The sequence below is a fragment of the Pseudomonas entomophila genome, from assembly GCF_029478665.1.
Taxonomy (GTDB): Bacteria; Pseudomonadota; Gammaproteobacteria; order Pseudomonadales; family Pseudomonadaceae; genus Aquipseudomonas; species Aquipseudomonas entomophila_F.
The window spans coordinates 137,173-156,555 of sequence record NZ_JARPQB010000010.1 but is presented as its reverse complement, the minus strand read 5'-3'; the positions used below and the strand labels follow the sequence as shown (position 1 = coordinate 156,555).

Annotated in this window: 20 protein-coding genes; 11 read left to right on the top strand and 9 right to left on the bottom strand. The window is 62.5% G+C overall.

Going from position 1 to position 19,383, the window contains the following annotated elements; genetic code table 11:
* Nucleotides 1-305 precede the first annotated feature (305 nt).
* Nucleotides 306-1,505 carry a tyrosine--tRNA ligase gene (gene tyrS / locus P5705_RS07255; protein WP_277460186.1) on the bottom strand — a complete coding sequence of 400 codons (1,200 nt, stop codon included), beginning with the start codon at nt 1,503-1,505 and terminating at the stop codon, nt 306-308.
* Nucleotides 1,506-1,717: 212 nt separating this feature from the next.
* Here tyrS and P5705_RS07250 point away from each other — a divergent pair, with 212 nt between their 5' ends.
* Together P5705_RS07250 and P5705_RS07245 are read left to right on the top strand one after the other, a co-directional pair.
* Complete coding sequence (locus P5705_RS07250; RefSeq protein WP_277460185.1) at nt 1,718-3,133, top strand: peptidoglycan DD-metalloendopeptidase family protein; 1,416 nt, start codon at nt 1,718-1,720, stop codon at nt 3,131-3,133.
* A gap of 4 nt (nt 3,134-3,137) precedes the next feature.
* The gene (locus P5705_RS07245; RefSeq protein ID WP_277460184.1) at nt 3,138-4,229 is read left to right on the top strand and encodes an anhydro-N-acetylmuramic acid kinase; all 1,092 of its coding nucleotides are present in this window, start codon (nt 3,138-3,140) and stop codon (nt 4,227-4,229) included.
* A gap of 61 nt (nt 4,230-4,290) precedes the next feature.
* Here P5705_RS07245 and erpA read toward each other — a convergent pair whose 3' ends face one another.
* Nucleotides 4,291-4,641, bottom strand: a complete 351-nt coding sequence (gene erpA, locus P5705_RS07240; RefSeq protein ID WP_011531872.1) for an iron-sulfur cluster insertion protein ErpA — start codon at nt 4,639-4,641, stop codon at nt 4,291-4,293.
* 145 nt (nt 4,642-4,786) lie between these two features.
* Nucleotides 4,787-5,821: an N-acetyl-gamma-glutamyl-phosphate reductase gene (gene argC, locus P5705_RS07235; protein ID WP_277460183.1), complete on the bottom strand. Its 1,035-nt coding sequence runs from the start codon at nt 5,819-5,821 to the stop codon at nt 4,787-4,789.
* Between the two features lie 140 nt (nt 5,822-5,961).
* Here argC and hemJ point away from each other — a divergent pair, with 140 nt between their 5' ends.
* The 7 genes from hemJ (at nt 5,962) to P5705_RS07200 (ending at nt 10,800) form a co-directional block, all read left to right on the top strand.
* The gene (hemJ, locus tag P5705_RS07230; protein ID WP_277460182.1) at nt 5,962-6,387 is read left to right on the top strand and encodes a protoporphyrinogen oxidase HemJ; all 426 of its coding nucleotides are present in this window, start codon (nt 5,962-5,964) and stop codon (nt 6,385-6,387) included.
* A 30-nt stretch (nt 6,388-6,417) separates the two neighbouring features.
* Complete coding sequence (locus tag P5705_RS07225; protein WP_277460181.1) at nt 6,418-7,374, top strand: NAD(P)H-dependent flavin oxidoreductase; 957 nt, start codon at nt 6,418-6,420, stop codon at nt 7,372-7,374.
* 51 nt (nt 7,375-7,425) lie between these two features.
* A complete protein-coding gene (locus tag P5705_RS07220; protein ID WP_277460180.1) occupies nt 7,426-8,208 on the top strand; it encodes an SDR family NAD(P)-dependent oxidoreductase in 783 nt (260 codons plus the stop codon).
* Nucleotides 8,209-8,272: 64 nt separating this feature from the next.
* A complete protein-coding gene (locus tag P5705_RS07215) occupies nt 8,273-8,611 on the top strand; it encodes a histidine triad nucleotide-binding protein (protein WP_277460179.1) in 339 nt (112 codons plus the stop codon).
* Between the two features lie 65 nt (nt 8,612-8,676).
* Nucleotides 8,677-9,324, top strand: a complete 648-nt coding sequence (gene coq7 / locus P5705_RS07210; protein ID WP_277460178.1) for a 2-polyprenyl-3-methyl-6-methoxy-1,4-benzoquinone monooxygenase — start codon at nt 8,677-8,679, stop codon at nt 9,322-9,324.
* Nucleotides 9,325-9,334: 10 nt separating this feature from the next.
* Nucleotides 9,335-10,372 carry a DUF2157 domain-containing protein gene (locus tag P5705_RS07205; protein ID WP_277460177.1) on the top strand — a complete coding sequence of 346 codons (1,038 nt, stop codon included), beginning with the start codon at nt 9,335-9,337 and terminating at the stop codon, nt 10,370-10,372.
* A gap of 8 nt (nt 10,373-10,380) precedes the next feature.
* Nucleotides 10,381-10,800, top strand: a complete 420-nt coding sequence (locus tag P5705_RS07200) for a hypothetical protein (RefSeq protein WP_277460176.1) — start codon at nt 10,381-10,383, stop codon at nt 10,798-10,800.
* Between the two features lie 20 nt (nt 10,801-10,820).
* On the opposite strand, the gene P5705_RS07195 is transcribed toward P5705_RS07200, so the two are convergent.
* Entirely contained in the window at nt 10,821-11,243 is a 423-nt protein-coding gene (locus P5705_RS07195) for an OsmC family protein (RefSeq protein ID WP_213659316.1), read from the bottom strand.
* A 189-nt stretch (nt 11,244-11,432) separates the two neighbouring features.
* Between P5705_RS07195 and crp the strand changes: the two genes are divergently transcribed.
* Nucleotides 11,433-12,077, top strand: coding sequence for a cAMP-activated global transcriptional regulator CRP (crp, locus tag P5705_RS07190; protein ID WP_011531862.1), 645 nt, complete (start codon nt 11,433-11,435; stop codon nt 12,075-12,077).
* Here the strand turns inward: crp and P5705_RS07185 are convergent.
* The 4 genes from P5705_RS07185 to P5705_RS07170 form a co-directional block, all read right to left on the bottom strand.
* On the bottom strand, nt 12,074-12,778 hold the full coding sequence (locus P5705_RS07185; protein ID WP_277460175.1) for a lipoate--protein ligase family protein: 705 nt from the start codon (nt 12,776-12,778) through the stop codon (nt 12,074-12,076). The two genes, crp and P5705_RS07185, sit on opposite strands and share 4 nt — an antisense overlap.
* 182 nt (nt 12,779-12,960) lie before the next feature.
* Nucleotides 12,961-13,764, bottom strand: a complete 804-nt coding sequence (gene trpC, locus P5705_RS07180; protein WP_277460174.1) for an indole-3-glycerol phosphate synthase TrpC — start codon at nt 13,762-13,764, stop codon at nt 12,961-12,963.
* On the bottom strand, nt 13,761-14,810 hold the full coding sequence (trpD, locus tag P5705_RS07175; protein WP_277460173.1) for an anthranilate phosphoribosyltransferase: 1,050 nt from the start codon (nt 14,808-14,810) through the stop codon (nt 13,761-13,763). The genes trpC and trpD overlap by 4 nt, the downstream gene beginning before the upstream one ends.
* 9 nt (nt 14,811-14,819) lie before the next feature.
* Nucleotides 14,820-15,413: an aminodeoxychorismate/anthranilate synthase component II gene (locus P5705_RS07170; protein WP_011531858.1), complete on the bottom strand. Its 594-nt coding sequence runs from the start codon at nt 15,411-15,413 to the stop codon at nt 14,820-14,822.
* Between the two features lie 377 nt (nt 15,414-15,790).
* Here P5705_RS07170 and estP point away from each other — a divergent pair, with 377 nt between their 5' ends.
* Nucleotides 15,791-17,692 (top strand): esterase EstP, encoded by a 1,902-nt coding sequence (gene estP / locus P5705_RS07165; protein ID WP_277460172.1) that lies wholly within the window; start codon nt 15,791-15,793, stop codon nt 17,690-17,692.
* Nucleotides 17,693-17,844: 152 nt separating this feature from the next.
* Here estP and trpE read toward each other — a convergent pair whose 3' ends face one another.
* The gene (gene trpE, locus P5705_RS07160; protein ID WP_277460171.1) at nt 17,845-19,323 is read right to left on the bottom strand and encodes an anthranilate synthase component I; all 1,479 of its coding nucleotides are present in this window, start codon (nt 19,321-19,323) and stop codon (nt 17,845-17,847) included.
* Nucleotides 19,324-19,383: the final 60 nt, after the last annotated feature.

Sequence of the window (19,383 nt, the reverse complement as noted above, 5' to 3'; positions counted from 1 at the left end):
TCAACCTTTAATTTCAATAATTTCAAATAATTAGCGAGAAGACCGCATCACGGCCGCCAGGCGTGCGCTCAGCACCTGCACCGCCCCGCAGATCGAGCGCCGCTTACGCGGCGCATCGCGGATGAATCCGCTCCTACAGGCACGGCGTGGTTTATCGGCTGGCGCTGCAGCCGCCCCGCATGACGAGAGACAGGTACCTGCCGGCCCCAACTCCTATATAGAAGAAAGAGCCAACCCCAAAAACAAAACGGGGAGGCCTGTCGGCCTCCCCGCTTCCGCTTCTTCTATATAGAAAGAACCAAGCCTCACTCCGCCTTCAACGTAACTCGCGCAAAGGACTTCTTGCCCGCCTGGCACACATGGGTTGCACCAAGCACAAACATGAAGTCACGCTCGACCACCGCGCCATCAACCTTGACGGCGCCGCCACTCAACAAGTCCCGCGCCTGAGCCGAGTTCTTCACCAGTCCCGCCCGGTTCAACACGGCAGCGATCGGCAAGTCTTCCGCCGCAGCGACTTCGATCTCCGGCAGGTCTTCCGGCAGCTCGCCATCCTTCATGCGGTTACCCGCCGCACGGTGAGCATTGGCAGCCGCCTCCTCACCATGGAAGCGAGCGACAATCTCCTCAGCCAGCTTGATCTTGATATCCCGCGGGTTGGCACCCTTCGCGACATCCGCACGGAACTGATTGATCTCGTCCATGGAGCGGAAGCTGAGCAGTTCGAAGTAACGCCACATCAAAGTATCCGGAATCGACACAAGCTTGCTGTACATCACCCCAGGTGCTTCCTGGATGCCAACATAATTGCCCAGCGACTTGGACATCTTCTTCACACCGTCCAGCCCTTCGAGCAACGGCATGGTGACAATGTTCTGCGCTTCCTGCCCATACGCGCGCTGCAACTCACGCCCCATCAGCAGGTTGAACTTCTGGTCGGTACCACCCAGCTCCACATCGGCCTTCAGCGCCACGGAGTCATACCCCTGCACCAGCGGATAGAGGAACTCATGGATCGCGATCGGCTGATTGCTGGTATAGCGTTTGTCGAAGTCGTCACGCTCGAGCATGCGCGCGACCGTGTACTGGGAAGCCAGGCGGATAAAGTCGGCAGGCGTGAGCTGATCCATCCAGGTGGAGTTGAACGCCACCTCGGTTTTCGCTGGATCAAGAATCTTGAACACCTGCTGCTTGTACGTCTCGGCGTTATCCAGCACCTGCTCGCGGGTCAGCGGCGGGCGGGTGGCACTCTTGCCGCTCGGGTCACCGATCATGCCGGTGAAGTCGCCGATCAAGAAAATGACCTGGTGGCCAAGCTCCTGGAACTGGCGCAGCTTGTTGATCAGCACGGTGTGGCCCAGGTGCAGGTCGGGCGCGGTTGGATCGAAGCCCGCCTTGATGCGCAGCGGCTGGCCGCGCTTGAGCTTCTCCACCAGTTCCGACTCGACCAATACCTCTTCCGCACCGCGCTTGATAAGCGCCAGCTGCTCTTCAACCGACTTCATAGACAGACCCGCAAGGCTCAGATTCAAGGGGAGCCAACCATACAAGATCGGCCATCAATTACAAGTTTCGCAATGAAATGTGACCCGGACGACGCGCGACGGCGTCTACGCGCCCTTGCGCGAGAACGGATTTGGTTATATTTTATACAGTTATTTCATCTTCATCATGTCATTCATCTTTTCCACTTCATTTTTTCAAAGTCACTTCACCTATGACCAACGAAACGCCTAAAGCGCCCCCGCTTTATCCGAAAAGCCATCTGTTGGCCGCCAGCGGCATTGCTGCCCTGCTCAGCCTGGCGCTGCTGGTCTTCCCTTCCAGCGAAGTCGAAGCCAAGAAAACCACCCTCAGCCTGGAGCTTGAAAGCCCGGCCGAACAACTGAAGGACGAGTCCCGGGCCGCACCGCTGGTGCAGACCGAGCAGAACACCGACTCCCCTTTCGCCCAGATCGAAGGCGATGAGGCGGACACCGCCCAGACCAAGAGCGAACCCGCGCCTGTCGCCAAGCAAGAAGAGAAGGCTCCAGGCCATCGTGAAGTGGTCGTCTCCCGTGGCGATACGCTTTCCACCCTGTTCAACAAGGTCGGCCTGCCCGCCAACGCCGTCCACGACATCCTCGCCAGCAACAAGCAGGCCAAGCAGTTCAGCCAGCTCAAGCATGGCCAGGTGCTGCAGTTCGAACTGGACAAGGACGGCCAACTGACCAGCCTGCACAGCAAGGTCAGCAATCTCGAGACCATTCGCCTGACCCGCACCGACAAGGGCTTCACCTTTGACCGCGAGATCAGCAAGCCGGTGGTGCGCACCGCCTACGCGCATGGAGTGATCAAGAGTTCGCTGTCGGCCTCGGCCCAGCGTGCCGGCCTGTCCCACAGCATGACCATGGACATGGCAAAGATCCTCGGCTACGACATCGACTTCGCCCAGGACATTCGCCCAGGCGACGAATTCGACGTGGTCTACGAGCAGAAGATGATGGATGGCAAGGTGGTCGGCACCGGCAGCATCCTCTCCGCCCGCTTCACCAACCGCGGCAAGACTTACACCGCCGTGCGCTACACCAACAAGCAGGGCAACACCAACTACTACACCGCCGACGGCAATAGCCTGCGCAAGGCGTTCATCCGCACGCCAGTGGACTTCGCCCGCATCAGCTCGCGGTTCTCCGCGGGCCGCAAACACCCGATCCTGAACAAGATCCGCGCCCACAAGGGCGTGGACTACGCAGCCCCCCGCGGTACACCGATCAAAGCCGCTGGCGATGGCCGCATCGAACTGGCTGGCCGTCGCGGTGGCTACGGCAACACCGTGATCATCGCCCACGGCAACTCCTACAAGACCCTCTACGGTCATATGCAGGGCTTCGCCAAAGGCATCAAGACGGGCGGCAGCGTGAAGCAGGGCCAGATCATCGGCTACATCGGCACCACCGGCCTTTCGACTGGCCCGCACTTGCACTACGAGTTCCAGGTCAATGGCGTGCACGTCGATCCGTTGAGCCAGAAAGTGCCGATGGCCGACCCGATCGCCAAGGCCGAACGCGCACGCTTCAACCAGCAGAGCCAACCCCTGATCGCCCGCATGGATCAGGAAAAGGCCACCCTGCTCGCCGCCAACAAGCGCTGACGGCATGGCGCTCTACCTGGGGGTGATGTCCGGCACCAGCCTCGATGGCCTGGACATCGCCCTGATCGAACAACACGAGCAGCCAAAGCTGCTCGCCACCCACTACATCCCCATGCCCGCCGATCTCCGCCGGGATTTGCTCGGCCTTTGCGCCAGCGGGCCGGACGAGATTGCGCGCGCAGCCCTGGCGGAGAATCGCTGGGCCAGCCTCGCGGCCCACGGCATCAACCACCTGCTGGCCACTCAAGGCCTGAAGCCTGACGCTATCCGCGCCATCGGCAGCCACGGGCAGACCATCCGCCATGAACCCGCTCGCGGTTTTACCGTGCAGATCGGCAACCCGGCATTGCTCGCCGAACTGACGGGTATCTGCGTGGTGGGTGACTTTCGCCGCCGTGACGTGGCGGCCGGCGGCCAGGGTGCGCCACTGGTACCCGCATTCCATGAGGCCTTGTTCGGACATCTTGGCCAACGGGTAGCGATCTTGAACGTAGGGGGTTTCAGTAATCTGAGCCTGATCGAACAGGACAAACCGGTGCACGGCTTCGACTGCGGGCCTGGCAACGTACTGCTGGACGCCTGGGTCGAACGCAAGCAAGGCCTGGCCTTTGATGCCAATGGCAGCTGGGCGGCCAGTGGGACAGTCCAGCCTGACCTGCTTGAAGCGTTGCTGAGTGATCCGTTCTTTGCCGGGAGCGGCCCGAAGAGTACTGGCCGCGAAGTGTTCAACCTTCCCTGGCTGGATATGCATCTTGCGCGCTTGCCTGCGTACCGAGATGAAGATGTTCAGGCCACTCTGCTGGAACTGACCGCCACCAGCATCATCGATTCGCTGCGCCAGGCACAGGACGCTACCGAGTCGTTGCTGGTGTGTGGTGGGGGAGCACGCAACGGAACGCTGATGGCCCGCCTGGCGGCATTGATGCCCTCGACGCAGGTTGCCAGCACTGCGGCGCATGGCGTGGACCCAGACTGGGTCGAAGCCATGGCCTTCGCCTGGCTTGCCCACTGCTGCCTGGAGGGCATCCCCGCCAACCGCCCCAGTGTGACCGCCGCCAAAGGCTTGCGCATCCTCGGCGCCATCTACCCGGCATAGCCATCTTGCAGAATGCAAAACGCCGCGCAATTGCGCGGCGTTTTGCATTGCAGCACGGCAGTCAGATCGAGAACGACGAACCACAACCACAGGTAGTGGTGGCATTCGGGTTCTTGATCACGAAGCGCGAACCTTCCAGGCCCTCCTGGTAGTCCACCTCAGCGCCAGCGAGGTACTGGAAGCTCATCGGATCGACCACCAGCGCGACACCCTCACGCTCGACAATGGTGTCGTCCTCGGCCACGTCCTCATCGAAGGTGAAGCCATACTGGAAACCCGAGCAACCACCGCCGGTCACGAATACCCGCAGCTTCAGACGGTCATTGCCCTCTTCGCTGACCAGAGTCTTCACCTTGTGCGCAGCCCCTGGGGTGAACTCCAAAGCCGTGGGGGTGAAGGATTCGACGCTCATGTTGATTCTCCCGGCGCAGTGCCGCCATAAAACTCGATGTCGCGCATTATCCGCTTCTCCGAGAAAATCGGTCAAGAATTGTGCGGCTTTAGTCGCGCCCATGAAAAAGGCCCGCACAAAGCGGGCCTTGATGCACGGAGGCTGCTTACGGCAACAGGCCTGCGTGGGACAGCCCCATGCGCTCATCCAGGCCGAACAGGATGTTCAGGTTCTGTACCGCCTGTCCGGAAGCGCCCTTGACCAGGTTGTCGATCACCGACAACACCACCACCAGGTCTCCACCCTGCGGCCGATGCACGGCGATGCGGCAGACGTTGGCGCCGCGCACGCTGCGGGTTTCCGGATGGCTGCCGGCCGGCATTACGTCGACGAACGGTTCGTTGGCATAGCGCTTCTCGAACAGCGCCTGCAAGTCCACGGAGGTGTCGGCGACTGTGGCGTACAGGGTGGCGTGAATGCCGCGGATCATCGGGGTCAGGTGCGGCACGAACGTCAGGCCGACGTCCTTGCCGGCGGCCAGGCGCAGGCCCTGGCTGATTTCCGGCAGGTGGCGATGGCCTTTGACGGCATAGGCCTTCATGCTTTCGCCCGCCTCGCAGAACAACGAGCCCACCGCAGCGCCACGGCCGGCGCCGCTTACACCCGACTTGCAGTCGGCTATTAGACGCGAAGGGTCGGCCAGGCCAGCCTCCAGCAATGGCAGGAAACCCAACTGGGTGGCGGTCGGGTAGCAGCCGGGTACAGCGATCAGGCGTGCCTGACGGATCTTCTCGCGGTTCACTTCGGGCAGGCCATAGACCGCATCCTTGAGCAATTCGGGAGCGCCATGTGGCTGGCCATACCACTTGCCCCATTCAGCAGCGTCCTGCAGGCGGAAGTCGGCGGACAGATCGATGACCTTGGTCCCCGCCGCCAGCAGCTCGCCGGCCAGGGCGTGGGCCACTCCGTGCGGGGTGGCAAAGAACACCACGTCGCAGGCGCCGAGGGTCTTGCTGTCGGGCACGCTGAAGGTCAGCCCGTCGTAATGGCCGCGCAGGTTAGGGTACATGTCGGCAACCGCCACGCCCGCTTCGGAACGCGAGGTGATCACCGCCACTTCGGCCTGAGGGTGCTGCGCCAGCAGACGAAGCAGTTCGACACCGGTGTAGCCCGTGCCGCCAACGATACCGACCTTGATCATGACGCTTGCCCCTTATCAACGAACCGACTGGAAAACGCACGATAATAGGGGCGCAAAAGGCCCGTAACAACTCTTGGGATGTCCCTTGGGGCGCTGGGACTCTACTATCTGACGACCGTGAAAACCCGAAGGAACTCCTCATGCTCTATCTATGGATCAAGGCGCTGCATATCGTCAGCGTGGTCTGCTGGTTCGCCGGCCTGTTCTACCTGCCACGCCTGTTCGTGTACCACGCCCAGAGCCAGGACAGCGTCAGCCTGGATCGCTTCGTCACCATGGAGCGCAAGCTGTACCGCGGCATCATGAACCCGGCGATGATCGCCACCTATGTGTTCGGCGGCTGGATGCTGTATCTCAACCCCGGCTGGTTGAGCCAGGGCTGGCTGCACGCCAAGCTGACACTGGTCGCCGTGCTCACGGTCTACCATCACATGTGCGGCGCCCAGCGCAAACGCTTCGCCGCAGGCAGCAACACCCGCAGTCATGTCTACTACCGCTGGTTCAACGAAGTGCCCGTCCTCATCTTGCTGGGTATCGTAATTCTCGTGGTGGTCAAACCGTTCTGACGATAAACCGCCACCTACAGGAGTTTCGCCATGTCGCTGCCCGCCTCGCTCGAACAACGCCTGCGCTTGCCGCTGGTGGCCGCACCGATGTTCCTGATCTCCAACCCCGGGCTGGTGCTGGCTTGCTGCGCCAATGGCGTGGTGGGCAGTTTTCCGGCGCTCAACCAGCGCGACAGTGCGGGTTTCAAAACCTGGTTGGAAGAAATCGAGGCTGGACTGGCACAACTGCAGGTGCCAGCGCCCTATGCGGTGAACCTGATCGTGCACCAGAGCAACCCGCGCCTGCAGGCCGACCTGGCACTGTGCGTCGAGCACCGCGTGCCGATCGTCATCACCAGCCTGGGGGCGGTGAAAGAAGTGGTGGACGCGGTGCACAGCTATGGTGGCCTGGTGTTTCACGACGTCACCACCCGCCGTCATGCCGAAAAAGCCGCCGAAGCCGGCGTCGATGGGCTGATTGCCGTCGCCGCGGGCGCGGGCGGCCATGCCGGGACCTGGAGTCCGTTCGCGCTGGTTGCGGAAATCCGACAGTTCTTCGACAAGACCGTCCTGCTCGCGGGCTGCCTCAACCACGGCAACCAATTGCTTGCCGCCCAACTGCTGGGAGCCGACCTGGGCTACATGGGTACACGCTTTATCGCCACCCGAGAGAGCCAGGCCCAGGAAGCCTACAAACAGATGATCCTGGACGCAGGCGCGGCCGACATCGTGCATACCCCGGCAGTCTCCGGCATCCCGGCCAGCTTCCTGCGCCAGAGCCTGGAGCACGCCGGTTACGATCCAGGCGCCCTGAAGAACAACCCCGAGACCGGCAAGCTCAAGCCACTGGACGACGAGGCAAAGGCGTGGAAAACCGTCTGGTCCGCCGGCCAGGGCGTTGGCGAGATCCACGACCTGCCTGGCGCCGCCGAACTTATCAGACGTCTGTGCGACGAGTACCAGGCGGCCCTTGATCTTAGCCAGCAGCTACGCGGCAACGCCTTGTAGCAAATCGGCCAGGCTGTACACTAGGCGCCCCTCACGCCCCAGGAGCCTTGCATGACCCGTTACGCCATGATCACTGGAGCCTCCAGCGGCCTGGGCCTCGCCCTGGCGGAGGCACTGGCGCGGCGCGGGCGCAACCTGATCCTGGTGGCACGCCAGCGCGAGACGCTGGAACCGGTAGCCATCGAGCTCACCCAACGATTCGGGGTCGAGGTGCTGTTCCGTGCCTGCGATCTCAGCCAGCCCTTGCGCCTGTCGGGGTTCGTGCTCGAACTGGAGGAAGGCGAGCGGCGTATCGACTTGCTGGTCAACTGCGCCGGACAGCGTACCTATGGGCCGTTTCTCGCCAATGAATGGGCCGACGAGCAGGACCTGCTCGAGGTCAACATCCTCGCCCTGAGCCGGCTGTGCCACGCCATCGGCAACTTGATGGCGATCCAGGGTGGCGGGCAGATTCTCAATGTCGCCGGACTCGCCGGTGCCGCACCCGGGCCCTGGATGGCTGCCTATGCCGCCAGCAAAGCCTATGTGATGAGCTTTTCCGAAGCGTTGCGTGAGGAGCTCCGGCGTACCGGAATCAAGGTTTCAGTGCTGTGCCCGGGGCCGATACGCTCATCCCGGCGCAGGATACCGAGGCTTGATGGCGGCACTCGCTGCCCCAGCCCCGAGGAAATTGCCCTGTACACCGTCCGTGCCCTGGACAAGAACCGCGCACTGATCATGCCAGGCCGACGCAACCGCTGGCTGGCCTTCGCCCCGCGCCTGCTGCCACGCTGGCTGACGCGCAAACTGGCCGGCGTGATCCATCGGCGCTACTGCCCGGCCGGCATGGAATAACCACTGGGCGAGCGGCATCGGGCTCAGTACACTCGGCCCGGACACTCACCATGGAGCAAGTGCTGTGGACGATCTATTCCTCAAAATCATCAACCGGGAAATCCCGGCGGATATCATCTACGAAGACGACCAGATTCTGGCCTTCAAGGATATCGCCCCCGCGGCGCCGGTACATTTCCTGGTCATACCGAAGAAACACATCCGCACCCTCAACGACCTGACCGAAGAGGACAAGGCCCTGGCCGGCCACATCCTGTTCACCGCCCAGCGCCTGGCCGTCGAGCAGGGCTGCGAGGAAGGCTTCCGGGTGGTCATGAACTGCAACCCGCAAGGCGGCCAGACCGTCTACCACATCCACATGCATGTGCTCGGCCAGCGCCAGATGCACTGGCCACCGGGCTGATCCAAGGCAAGCTCGGTGCAACCGATTGCGGTAAACTGTCGGGCACACTCTTGCGGAGGTGCCCGATGGCTACCGAACGTCACTATTCGCCGCTCGACCGCTTGTTGCTGCAGGCCGATACCGCCATGCGCACCTTGCTGCCCTTCAGCGGCCAACCTGCCCGTCCGTCCCCGGCGATCATCCAGCCGGACACTGAACTCGACGAACAGCAGACCCGCCACATCGCCGGCCTGATGCGCATCAACCACACCGGTGAAGTCTGCGCCCAGGCGCTCTACCAGGGCCAGGCCCTGACCGCCAAGCTGCCCCAGGTGCGTAAAGCCATGGAGCATGCGGCGGAAGAAGAAATCGACCACCTGGCCTGGTGCGAACAGCGTATTCGCCAGCTCAACAGCCACCCCAGCGTACTCAACCCGTTGTTCTATGGCATGTCCTTCGGCATCGGCGCCCTCGCCGGTCTGGTCAGCGACAAAGTCAGCCTCGGTTTCGTCGCGGCTACCGAGCATCAGGTGTGCAAGCACCTGGACGAGCACCTTGAGCAGATCCCCGAGAACGACGGCAAGTCCCGCGCGATCCTCGAGCAGATGCGCATCGACGAGGAGCACCACGCTGAATCGGCCCTGGAAGCCGGCGGCTATCGTTTCCCGGCACCAGTCCGCTTCGGTATGAGCCTGTTGGCCAAGGTCATGACCAAGAGCACCTACCGCATCTGAGGTAACCCGGATGGAACGCTTCGACGCCAAGGACCTGGCACGCGCCGTGAGCGCCGGGATACTGCAACCCGGCCAGGACCGCGCATTACTGGACTTCCTGCGCCAGCAGCCACAAAGCTCCGGCAGCTTCCAGCTGGCTCACGTGGCGTTCTACTTTGGCGCGCTACTGATCATGGGCGCCATGGGCTGGTTGCTCACGGAAGCCTGGATGCGCATCGGCGACTCTGCGCTGCTGGCCATCGCCCTGCTCTACATTGCGGCGATCACCCTGTTCGCCTTGTCACTGCAACGCCGAGGCCAACCCCTCGCCGCAGGGGTGCTGGCGGCGGTGGCGGTCAGCATCGTGCCGCTGGCGGTGTTCGCCATCGAGCAGTTGCTCGGGTGGTGGCCAATGGATGATGCCCAGGGCGACTATCACCAGTACTACACCTACGTGCAGGGTGGCTGGCTGGTCATGGAGGCGGCAACCGTGCTCGCCGGCCTGCTGATGCTGCGCCTGGTGCCCTTTCCTTTCATTGTCATGCCGATTGCCGTGGCGCTTTGGTTCATGTCGATGGACCTCACCGAATGGTTTTACGGCGATGTCTTCGATTGGGAACAACGCCGTACCGTATCGCTGTGGTTCGGCCTTGGCATGTTGCTGGTGTTTCTCGTGGTGGACGGTCGCACCGAGCGCGATTACGCCTTCTGGGGTTATCTCGCGGGGTTGGCGGCTTTCTGGGGCGGGCTGACGCTGATGGACAGCGGCAGCGAATGGGGCAAGTTCGTGTACTGCCTGATCAACCTGGGCCTGATGGGCCTGGCTGTGCTTTTGCGCAGGCCGGTGTTCATGGTGTTCGGAGCGCTGGGGGTGGCGGCTTACCTGGGATACCTTTCCTACGAAGTATTCGCCGATTCCCTGCTGTTCCCTGTAGTACTGAGCCTGATCGGTCTCGCCGTTATCGGGCTAGGCGTGCTCTATCAGAAGCAACGGGAAGCATTGAGCGCACACCTACGAACAAAAGTACCTGCCAGCCTTTTGCAACTGCTCCCAGCGTTGCGCCGTTGAACATACGAATGTTCATCACCCGCCTGCTGCAAGGCCTCGGGCTGATTCTGGTTGCCTATCTCTTCGTTTGCCTGATGACAGCCAGCCTCAGGCAAACCGGGTTCAGCCTGGAGCTGCCTTATCTCGTCGAACCCAATAGCAACAGCGCACTCGAACTGTTGCTCTTCACCGCCCCGGTGCAGCTAGTGTTCCTTCTGCTCGGCTGCTTTATCCACAGCCGTCGAACGCTCATCTGCATTTTTGTGCTGCTTGCGATCATCGTCGCGCAGTTGCAGTGCTTGAACTTCGCCGAAAGCTACGGCAGTACCTGGAGCGACCTGGAACTGGTCATGCTGCTGGGCCTGAACGTGCATTGGTTGCTGCTTGCCCTAATCCCAGGGCTCGCACTACTGCTTGGCGTTGAGCGACTGCGCAAGCAGAGCGCCTGAGCTCCAGGCGCTCCCCCACGTCAGGCGAGCTCGACGATTTCGTAACCGTGGGTAATCTCGACGCCCGCGCGGTCCAGCATGATCGAGGCCGAGCAGTACTTCTCGGCCGACAGCTCCACCGCACGCTTGACCTGCGCCTCCTTCAACCCGCGGCCCTTGACCACGAAGTTGAGATGGATTTTGGTGAACACCTTGGGGTCTTCACTGGCACGCTCGGCCTCCAGGAAGGCTTCGCAGCTTTCCACGGCCTGGCGCGACTTCTTCAGGATGCTGACCACGTCGAAGCTGCTGCAGCCACCGAGGCCCAACAAAAGCATCTCCATGGGGCGTACGCCCAAGTTGCGGCCACCGGCTTCGGGTGGGCCGTCCATCACGACGACATGGCCGCTCCCCGACTCGCCGAGGAACATCGCTTCACCGGCCCACTGGATGCGTGCCTTCATCTATCCGGACTCCCGATTTCGTAAAAGGGTGTCAGCTTAGTCCTTGTGGCGCTGTCGGAAAAGCTCAAGACACGCCGCTTTTATGCCGATACAAACGAAAGTGTCTGATAAGCTGGCGCCAAATGCCTGGCGCACCACGCCAGGCCAACTATATAAAAGCCAATGCGTCGCATCGAACAGGATTTCGTGATGGTCTCCTCAGCCCTTCCCGCCAAGATCAAGAACATCGACAAGCTGCTCGGGCACTGCCAGCGCCGCCGCTATGCGGCCAAGAGCAACATCATCTGCGCGGGCGACCGGGCCGAAACGCTGTCGTTCATCGTCAAGGGTTCGGTGACGATCCTGATCGAGGACGACGAAGGCCACGAAATGATCATCGCCTACCTCAACAACGGCGATTTCTTTGGCGAGCTGGGCCTGTTCGAGCCGGTTGGCCAGGAGCACCAGCGTAGTGCCTGGGTGCGCGCCAAGACCGAATGCGAAGTGGCCGAGATCAGCTACGACAAGTTTCGCGAACTGGCGCGCCAGGACCCGGAAATCCTCTATGCGCTCGGTAGCCAGATGGCCCAGCGCCTGCGCAACACCACGCGTAAGGTGGGTGACCTGGCCTTCTTCGATGTAACCGGCCGGGTTGCCCGCTGCCTGCTCGAACTGTGCAAGCAACCCGACGCCATGACCCACCCCGATGGCATGCAGATCAAGATCACCCGCCAGGAGATCGGCCGGATCGTCGGTTGCTCCCGTGAAATGGTCGGCCGCGTGCTCAAGGACCTCGAGGAGCGCAGCCTGGTGCAGGTCAAGGGCAAGACCATGGTGGTCTACGGTACCCGTTAATCCTTCGGCAATGCCCCGATCACATCGGCATAAGCCTGGTTGAGGCGCTCGAACCAAGGTACCTCGGGCACCGCTTCATGCAGGGCGATATGGCTGTCGGCACGGCAGCGTTGCTCTAGCTCACAGCACTCGTTGAAGCGGTTCACCGCCGCCACCATCGATTCGCGCTCGTTATCCAGCAACAGTGCGCCATGCACCAGCACCACAGGGCGCTTGCCACCCAGGCCCTGGCGCCAGCGCTGGGCGGTGCCGACCAGTTTGCGGCCATTGAGGTTGACGTTGTAGCGCCCGTCACAGAAGGCGCCGTCGATTTCACCGACCGAAGCCCCCCCACCCCATTCGCGCAACACATCACATAACGGCAGGCACAGGCGCTCGTAGGCGTTCTCGATCCGCCCATGGTCGCCTTCGCTGCGCGGCGCCAAGTAGACCAGTGCAATGTTCACCGTGGCGTGGGACTGCGGCACCGGCTCGCCACCGGTTTCACGCAGCAACACCGGCCAGCCGGCGATCGCCAGCTCAGCGCAGGCGGCTTCGAAGTTGTCCAGACGGCTCATGCGTCGTGGCATCACCAGGGCATGGTCGGTCGGGCGCCAGAACAGCACACCGGATTCGCGTTCACCGCGGCACACGGCGGCCAGCAGGTCCTGCTCGGCGTGCAGGCCTTGCTCGACGGTCAGGGCCAGGGGTTGATCGGTCATTGTCCACCTTTGATGTTGTTCTCTCGGCCCCCTTCGCGGGTAAACCCGCTCCCACAGGAGCAATATGAGGAACCTGTAGGAGCGGGTTTGCCCGCGAAGGGGCCATGGCATACAAACAAAAAAGCCGACAAATGCCGGCTTCGACTCGATCAGTCCAGTGGCTGAACCACGGTTTTCTTCACCTAGTCCGGGAAGAACAGCCGTTGCAACTCCAGCCCCGGCTGCTCGGCGCGCATGAAGGCTTCACCGACCAGGAACGAATACACCTCGTTGATTTCCATCAGCTCGACATCGGCACGGTTGAGGATGCCGCTCTCGGTGATGGCCAGGCGATCGCGCGGAATGCGCGGCAGCAGGTCAAGGGTGGTCTCGAGGCTGACCTCGAAGGTGTGCAGGTTGCGGTTGTTGACCCCGACCAGTGGCGTTTCCAGGGTCTTCAACGCACGCTCCAGCTCATCACCGTCGTGCACTTCCACCAGCACATCGAGACCGACATCCTTGGCCGTGGCGGCCAGTTCGGCCATTTTTACATCGTCGAGCGCCGAAACAATCAGCAGCACGCAGTCGGCACCCAGGGCACGGGCTTCGACGATCTGGTACGGGTCGACCATGAAGTCCTTGCGGATCACCGGCAACGAAACTGCGGCACGGGCCTGCTGCAGATAGACGTCGGCACCTTGGAAGTAGTCCACGTCGGTCAACACGGAGAGGCAGGTCGCACCGCCCTTCTCGTAGCTGACGGCAATGTCTGCCGGCACGAAGTTCTCGCGGATCACGCCCTTGCTGGGCGAGGCCTTCTTGATCTCGGCAATCACCGCCGGTTTCTTGCGCTTGGCCTGCTCGATCAGGGCCTTGGCAAAGCCACGCGGCGCATCGGCAGCCTTGGCCATGGCCTCGAGCTCGGCGAGGCTGACGCGTGCGCTACGCTCGGCCACTTCCTGGAACTTGCGGGCGATGATCCTTTCCAGCACCGTCGGGACACTCATGCTTCGTTCTCCACCTTGAATACCGCGGTAAACGCACCCAGCTCCTGCAGTTTTTCCCAAGCCAGCCCGGTGTGCAGCACGTCATGGGCCAGTTCCACACCTTGCGCCAGGGTCATCGCGTGATCGGCGGCATACAAGGCGGCGCCCGCGTTGAGTACGATCATCTCGGCGGCCTTCTGTCCGTTCTCGGTCTTGCGCCGGCCCAGCGCGTCACGGATCAGTTCCAGCGACGCTTGCGGGCCTTCGACGGCCAGGCCATGCAGGCTCTGGCTCTTCATGCCGAGGTCTTCCGGCTCGACCCAGTACTCGGTGATCTGGTCATTCTTCAGTTCGGCGACGAAGGTCGGAGCGGCCAGGCTGAACTCATCCAGGCCGTCCTTCGAATGCACCACCAGCACATGTTTGCTGCCCAGGCGCTGCAGCACTTCGGCCAGTGGACGGCACAGGGCTTGGGTGAAGACGCCGACCACCTGGTGCCTCACGCCGGCCGGATTCGTAAGCGGGCCGAGCATGTTGAACAAAGTACGCAGGCCCAGGTCACGACGCGGTCCGGCCGCGTGCTTCATGGCGCTGTGGTGGGTCTGGGCGAACATGAAGCCGATGCCCAGGCTGTCGATGCAACGCGCCACCTGGACCGGCGTCAGGTTCAGATAGATGCCGGCAGCCTCCAGCAGGTCAGCGCTGCCGCTCTTGCCGGAAACCGCGCGGTTGCCGTGCTTGGCCACGGTGCAACCGGCCGCCGCGATAACGAAGGCCGACGCCGTGGAGACGTTGAAGATGTTGGCGCCATCGCCGCCGGTGCCGACGATGTCGACCACGCCGTCAAGGCTCTTGAGCTCGACCTTGTCGGCCAGCTCACGCATCACCGACACCGCGCCGACGATCTCGTCGATGCTTTCGCTCTTCATGCGCATGCCCATGAGGAAGGCGCCGATCTGCGCCTCGCTGCACTGGCCGGTCATGATCTGGCGCATGACATCGCGCATTTCCTCGGTGGACAAGTCCAGATGGCCGACGATACGGCTCAAAGCGCTCTTGATATCCATGATCGATCCTTAGCGGCGGCCGCCGGTCTGCTTGAGGAAGTTGGCGAACAGTTCATGGCCCTGCTCGGTGAGAATGGACTCGGGGTGGAACTGTACCCCTTCCACATTCAGCGTCTTGTGACGCAGGCCCATGATCTCGTCGACCGAGCCGTCTTCGTGGGCGGTCCAGGCCGTGACTTCCAGGCAATCCGGCAGCGTTTCGCGCTTGACCACCAGCGAGTGATAGCGCGTGACGGTGAGCGGGTTGTTCAAACCGGCGAACACGCCCAGGTCGCGGTGGAACACCGGGCTGGTCTTGCCGTGCATCACCTGGCGTGCGCGCACCACGTCACCGCCGAAGGCTTGGCCGATGGACTGGTGGCCGAGGCAGACGCCCAGGATGGGCAGCTTGCCGGCGAAATGCAGGATGGCCTCGATGGACACACCCGCCTCGCTGGGTGTGCAGGGGCCGGGCGAGACGACGATGCGCTCGGGATTGAGGGCTTCGATCTGGGCGATGGTCATTTCGTCGTTGCGAATGACCTTGACCTCGGCACCCAGCTCGCCAAGGTATTGCACGACGTTGTAGGTGAAGGAGTCGTAGTTGTCGATCATCAGTAACATCTGGAACGAACCTCTTGAATACTGACTTTTGATTCGAGCCTTCCACTGCCGATCACGGGTGCGCGAACAGGTGCGCAACAGGGCGGCAGGTGAAACGAAAGGAAGGCAAACAGGGACGGGCCGGGTATGCCGGCAGGAGAAAAAGTCAGGCGCGCCAACGCCAACGGGCGATGGCCTTGATCACGTGCATCAAGAGTTTGCTGACGATCAACACAGGGTAGGTCTCGTTCATACGTTCCGGCACAGTAGCCTACCGTGGCGACGGGCGCAATATGCCCGTAAACACGGGGAAACGAATGGAACGGTAGGCAAAGACCGGGAATTTGCTAAGGTCATTCGGCTTGTCCCGATAAAAACAACGAAAAGGATATCCCTGCATGCACAAGGCTCCCTTCCTGCGTACTTCACTCGGTGCCCTCGTGTTCGCCTGCAGCCAGGCCATGGCTGCACCCTCTCCCTATAGCTCGCTGGTCGTCTTCGGCGACAGCCTGAGCGACGCCGGGCAGTTTCCCGACCCAACCGGTGGTACAGCAGGCATGCGCTTCACCAACCGCGACGCCAACGGCAACTATGCGCCGGTATCACCCATGATCCTCGGCGGCCGGCTGGGCTTCAGCGACGCCTCGCTCGGCCCCTCGACGTCACCGACCAACCAGCTGCGCGGCATACCGGACGGCAACAACTGGGCAGTGGGCGGCTACACCACGCAACAGATCCTCGACTCGATCACCACCACCTCGAAAGCGGTCATCCCGCCAGGGCAACCCGGAGCCGGCACGGTGCTGCGCCAACGCCCCGGTTACTTGGCCAACGGCCTGGGCGCCGACCCGAACGCCCTGTACTACCTGACAGGTGGCGGCAACGACTTCCTCCAGGGCCTGGTCACCAGCCCGGCCAGCGCCGCCGCGTCCGGCGCCCGCCTGGCCGCCAGCGCCCAAGCGCTGCAACAGGCAGGTGCCCGCTACATCATGGTGTGGTTGCTGCCCGACCTGGGCCAGACACCGAATTTCAGTGGCACGCCACAACAGGGCCCGCTGTCGCAGCTGTCCAGCGTGTTCAATCAGTCGCTGGTCAGCCAGCTTGCCAGCATCGACGCCGAGATCATTCCCCTGAACATACCCGTGCTGCTCCAGGAAGCCCTGGCCAGCCCTGCGCAGTTCGGCCTGGCCACCGGCCAGAACCTGGTCGGCACCTGCTACAGCGGTAGCAACTGCGTGGGCAACCCGGTCTACGGCGCCAACGGCACAACGCCCGACCCGACCAAGCTGTTGTTCAACGACTCCGTGCATCCGACCATCGCCGGTCAGCAACTGATCGCCGACTACGGCTATTCGATTCTCGCCGCACCGTGGGAGCTGACCCTTCTTCCCGAAATTGCCCACGCCAGTGTCCGCGCCCACCAGGACGAGTTGCGCAACCAGTGGCAAACACCTTGGCAAGCGGTCGGCCAGTGGCAGGCGTTCGTCGCTACCGGCGCGCAAGACCTGGACTTCGGCAGCCAACGCAGTACCGCCAGCGGTGATGGTCGGGGCTATAACCTGACCCTTGGTGGCAGCTACCGACTCGACGATACTTGGCGGCTGGGGCTGGCCGCCGGTGTGTACCGGCAGAAGCTCGAGGTGGGCCAACAAGATTCGGACTACAAGCTCGACAGCTACCTTGCCAGTGCCTTCGCCCAGTTTCGCCAGGACCGCTGGTGGGCCGACGCGGCGCTCACCGCCGGGCATCTTGATTACAGGGACCTCAAGCGCACCTTCGCCCTGGGCGTGAACGATCGCAGCGAGAAAGGCGATACCGACGGCGAGACCTGGGCGGTCACCAGCCGCCTGGGCTACAACCTGGCCGCCGAGGGCAGCGAGTGGCAGTTGGCACCGTTCGTCAGCGCCGACTATGCACGGGTCAAGGTGGATGGCTATGACGAGAAGAGCGGACGCTCGACGGCGCTCGGCTTCGATGACCAGGAGCGCACGTCACGACGCCTGGGCGTCGGGATGCTGGGTAGTGTGCAGGTGTTGCAAGGCACGAAGCTGTTCGCCGAGGTCGCCCGGGAGCACGAGTTCGAGGATGACCAGCAGGACCTGAACATGCACCTGACCACGCTGCCGGCCAACGACTTCACCTTGACCGGCTATTCGCCGCACAGCAACCTGACCCGCGCCAGCCTGGGGGTGACTCATGAACTGGTGCCGGGGGTGAACCTGCGGGGGAACTACAACTGGCGCAAGAGTGACGAGCTGAGGCAGCAGGGGGTGAGCCTGGCGGTGAGCGTCGACTTCTGAGTAGCGATTCGCCAGCATGGATAAAGCCGTAATCGACTTCGCACGACCTCTGTAGGGGCTTTAGCCGCGATCACCCGCAAGGCGGGGATCCAACACCGCGTTGCCTAAATCGCGGCTAAAGCCGCTCCTACAGTGAGTTCTGTTGCCAGTGCTTATTTCGAGGTTTGCTCAGCCAACGCCACGGCACGGAACATCGCCCGGCGTTTGTTGATGGTCTCTTCCCACTCCAGCGCCGGCACTGAGTCCGCGACAATGCCACCACCTGCCTGTACATGCAGTTCGCCATCCTTGATCACCGCAGTACGGATGGCAATGGCGGTATCCATGTTGCCGTTCCAGGCGAAATAGCCCACGGCGCCACCATAGACACCACGCTTGACCGGCTCCAGTTCGTCGATGATCTCCATGGCACGGATCTTCGGCGCACCAGACAAGGTGCCGGCCGGCAAGATCGCCCGCAGCGCATCCATCGCCGTCAGCCCTTCACGCAGCTGGCCGGTGACGTTGGAGACGATGTGCATGACGTTGGAATAGCGCTCGATCACCATCTTCTCGGTCAGGCGCACACTACCTGTGGCCGACACCCGGCCAACATCGTTGCGGCCCAGGTCGATCAGCATCAGGTGTTCGGCGATCTCCTTGTCGTCCGACAACAGGTCGTCCTCCAGGGCACGATCGGCCTCTTCGGTGGCACCGCGTGGACGGGTGCCGGCAATGGGACGCACAGTGACCAGGTTGTCCTCGACACGCACCAGCACTTCCGGAGAGCTGCCCACTACGTGGAAGTCACCGAAGTTGAAGAAGTACATGTACGGCGTCGGATTGAAGCAGCGCAGCGCTCGGTACAAGTCGATAGGGGCGGCCTTGAAGTCGATGGACATGCGCTGCGACGGCACCACCTGCATGCAGTCACCAGCGAGGATGTATTCCTTGATGCGGCCCACCGCGTTCTCGTAGTCGGCGCGGGTGTAGCTGGAGCGGAACTCGGGCTCGGCGGCCATGGGCCCGCTGAGGTCCAGACCACGACGCGGGGTGATCGGCTGGCGCAGCTTCTCCAGCAACCCTTCCAGGCGCGCCTTGCCGTTTTCGAAAGCCTGCTCCTCGGCCGGGTCGACCAGCACGATCGCGTGCATCTTGCCCGCCAGGTTGTCGAACACCACCACTGCATCGGACACCATCAACAGGATATCCGGCACCCCAAGCGGATCCGGATTGGGGCTGGCGCCCAGGCGTTTCTCGACGTAGCGCACACAGTCATAGCCGAAGTAACCCACCAGGCCACCGTTGAAGCGCGGCAAACCGGGGATGTCGGCAACCTTGTAACGGTCCTTGAACGCCTCGACGAAAGCCAGCGGATCCTCGACATCGTGAGTTTCCACTTCGACGCCATCCTGCAGGATGCTGACGTGATAGCCATGCACGCGCATCACGGTGCGCGACGGCAGCCCGATCATCGAGTAACGGCCCCATTTCTCCCCGCCCTGCACGGACTCGAGCAGATAGGAGTTGGGTTGGTCGGCGAGCTTCAGGTAGATCGACAGCGGCGTGTCGAAGTCGGCCAGGGTTTCGCAGGCCAGGGGGATGCGGTTGTAGCCGGCGGCAGCCAGGCGCAGGAATTCTTCGCGGGTCATGTGTAGCCTCGTGGCAAGCAGCAATGGGGTCGGGCAAGCGGACGGGCCGGCAGGTGCCGG

Coding starts and splice junctions, on each gene's coding strand:
- tyrS (WP_277460186.1), bottom strand. CDS start 1,505: ATGAAGTCGGTTGAAGAGCAGCTGGCGCTTATCAAGCGCGGTGCGGAA.
- P5705_RS07250 (WP_277460185.1), top strand. CDS start 1,718: ATGACCAACGAAACGCCTAAAGCGCCCCCGCTTTATCCGAAAAGCCAT.
- P5705_RS07245 (WP_277460184.1), top strand. CDS start 3,138: ATGGCGCTCTACCTGGGGGTGATGTCCGGCACCAGCCTCGATGGCCTG.
- erpA (WP_011531872.1), bottom strand. CDS start 4,641: ATGAGCGTCGAATCCTTCACCCCCACGGCTTTGGAGTTCACCCCAGGG.
- argC (WP_277460183.1), bottom strand. CDS start 5,821: ATGATCAAGGTCGGTATCGTTGGCGGCACGGGCTACACCGGTGTCGAA.
- hemJ (WP_277460182.1), top strand. CDS start 5,962: ATGCTCTATCTATGGATCAAGGCGCTGCATATCGTCAGCGTGGTCTGC.
- P5705_RS07225 (WP_277460181.1), top strand. CDS start 6,418: ATGTCGCTGCCCGCCTCGCTCGAACAACGCCTGCGCTTGCCGCTGGTG.
- P5705_RS07220 (WP_277460180.1), top strand. CDS start 7,426: ATGACCCGTTACGCCATGATCACTGGAGCCTCCAGCGGCCTGGGCCTC.
- coq7 (WP_277460178.1), top strand. CDS start 8,677: ATGGCTACCGAACGTCACTATTCGCCGCTCGACCGCTTGTTGCTGCAG.
- P5705_RS07205 (WP_277460177.1), top strand. CDS start 9,335: ATGGAACGCTTCGACGCCAAGGACCTGGCACGCGCCGTGAGCGCCGGG.
- P5705_RS07200 (WP_277460176.1), top strand. CDS start 10,381: ATGTTCATCACCCGCCTGCTGCAAGGCCTCGGGCTGATTCTGGTTGCC.
- P5705_RS07195 (WP_213659316.1), bottom strand. CDS start 11,243: ATGAAGGCACGCATCCAGTGGGCCGGTGAAGCGATGTTCCTCGGCGAG.
- crp (WP_011531862.1), top strand. CDS start 11,433: ATGGTCTCCTCAGCCCTTCCCGCCAAGATCAAGAACATCGACAAGCTG.
- P5705_RS07185 (WP_277460175.1), bottom strand. CDS start 12,778: ATGACCGATCAACCCCTGGCCCTGACCGTCGAGCAAGGCCTGCACGCC.
- trpC (WP_277460174.1), bottom strand. CDS start 13,764: ATGAGTGTCCCGACGGTGCTGGAAAGGATCATCGCCCGCAAGTTCCAG.
- trpD (WP_277460173.1), bottom strand. CDS start 14,810: ATGGATATCAAGAGCGCTTTGAGCCGTATCGTCGGCCATCTGGACTTG.
- P5705_RS07170 (WP_011531858.1), bottom strand. CDS start 15,413: ATGTTACTGATGATCGACAACTACGACTCCTTCACCTACAACGTCGTG.
- estP (WP_277460172.1), top strand. CDS start 15,791: ATGCACAAGGCTCCCTTCCTGCGTACTTCACTCGGTGCCCTCGTGTTC.
- trpE (WP_277460171.1), bottom strand. CDS start 19,323: ATGACCCGCGAAGAATTCCTGCGCCTGGCTGCCGCCGGCTACAACCGC.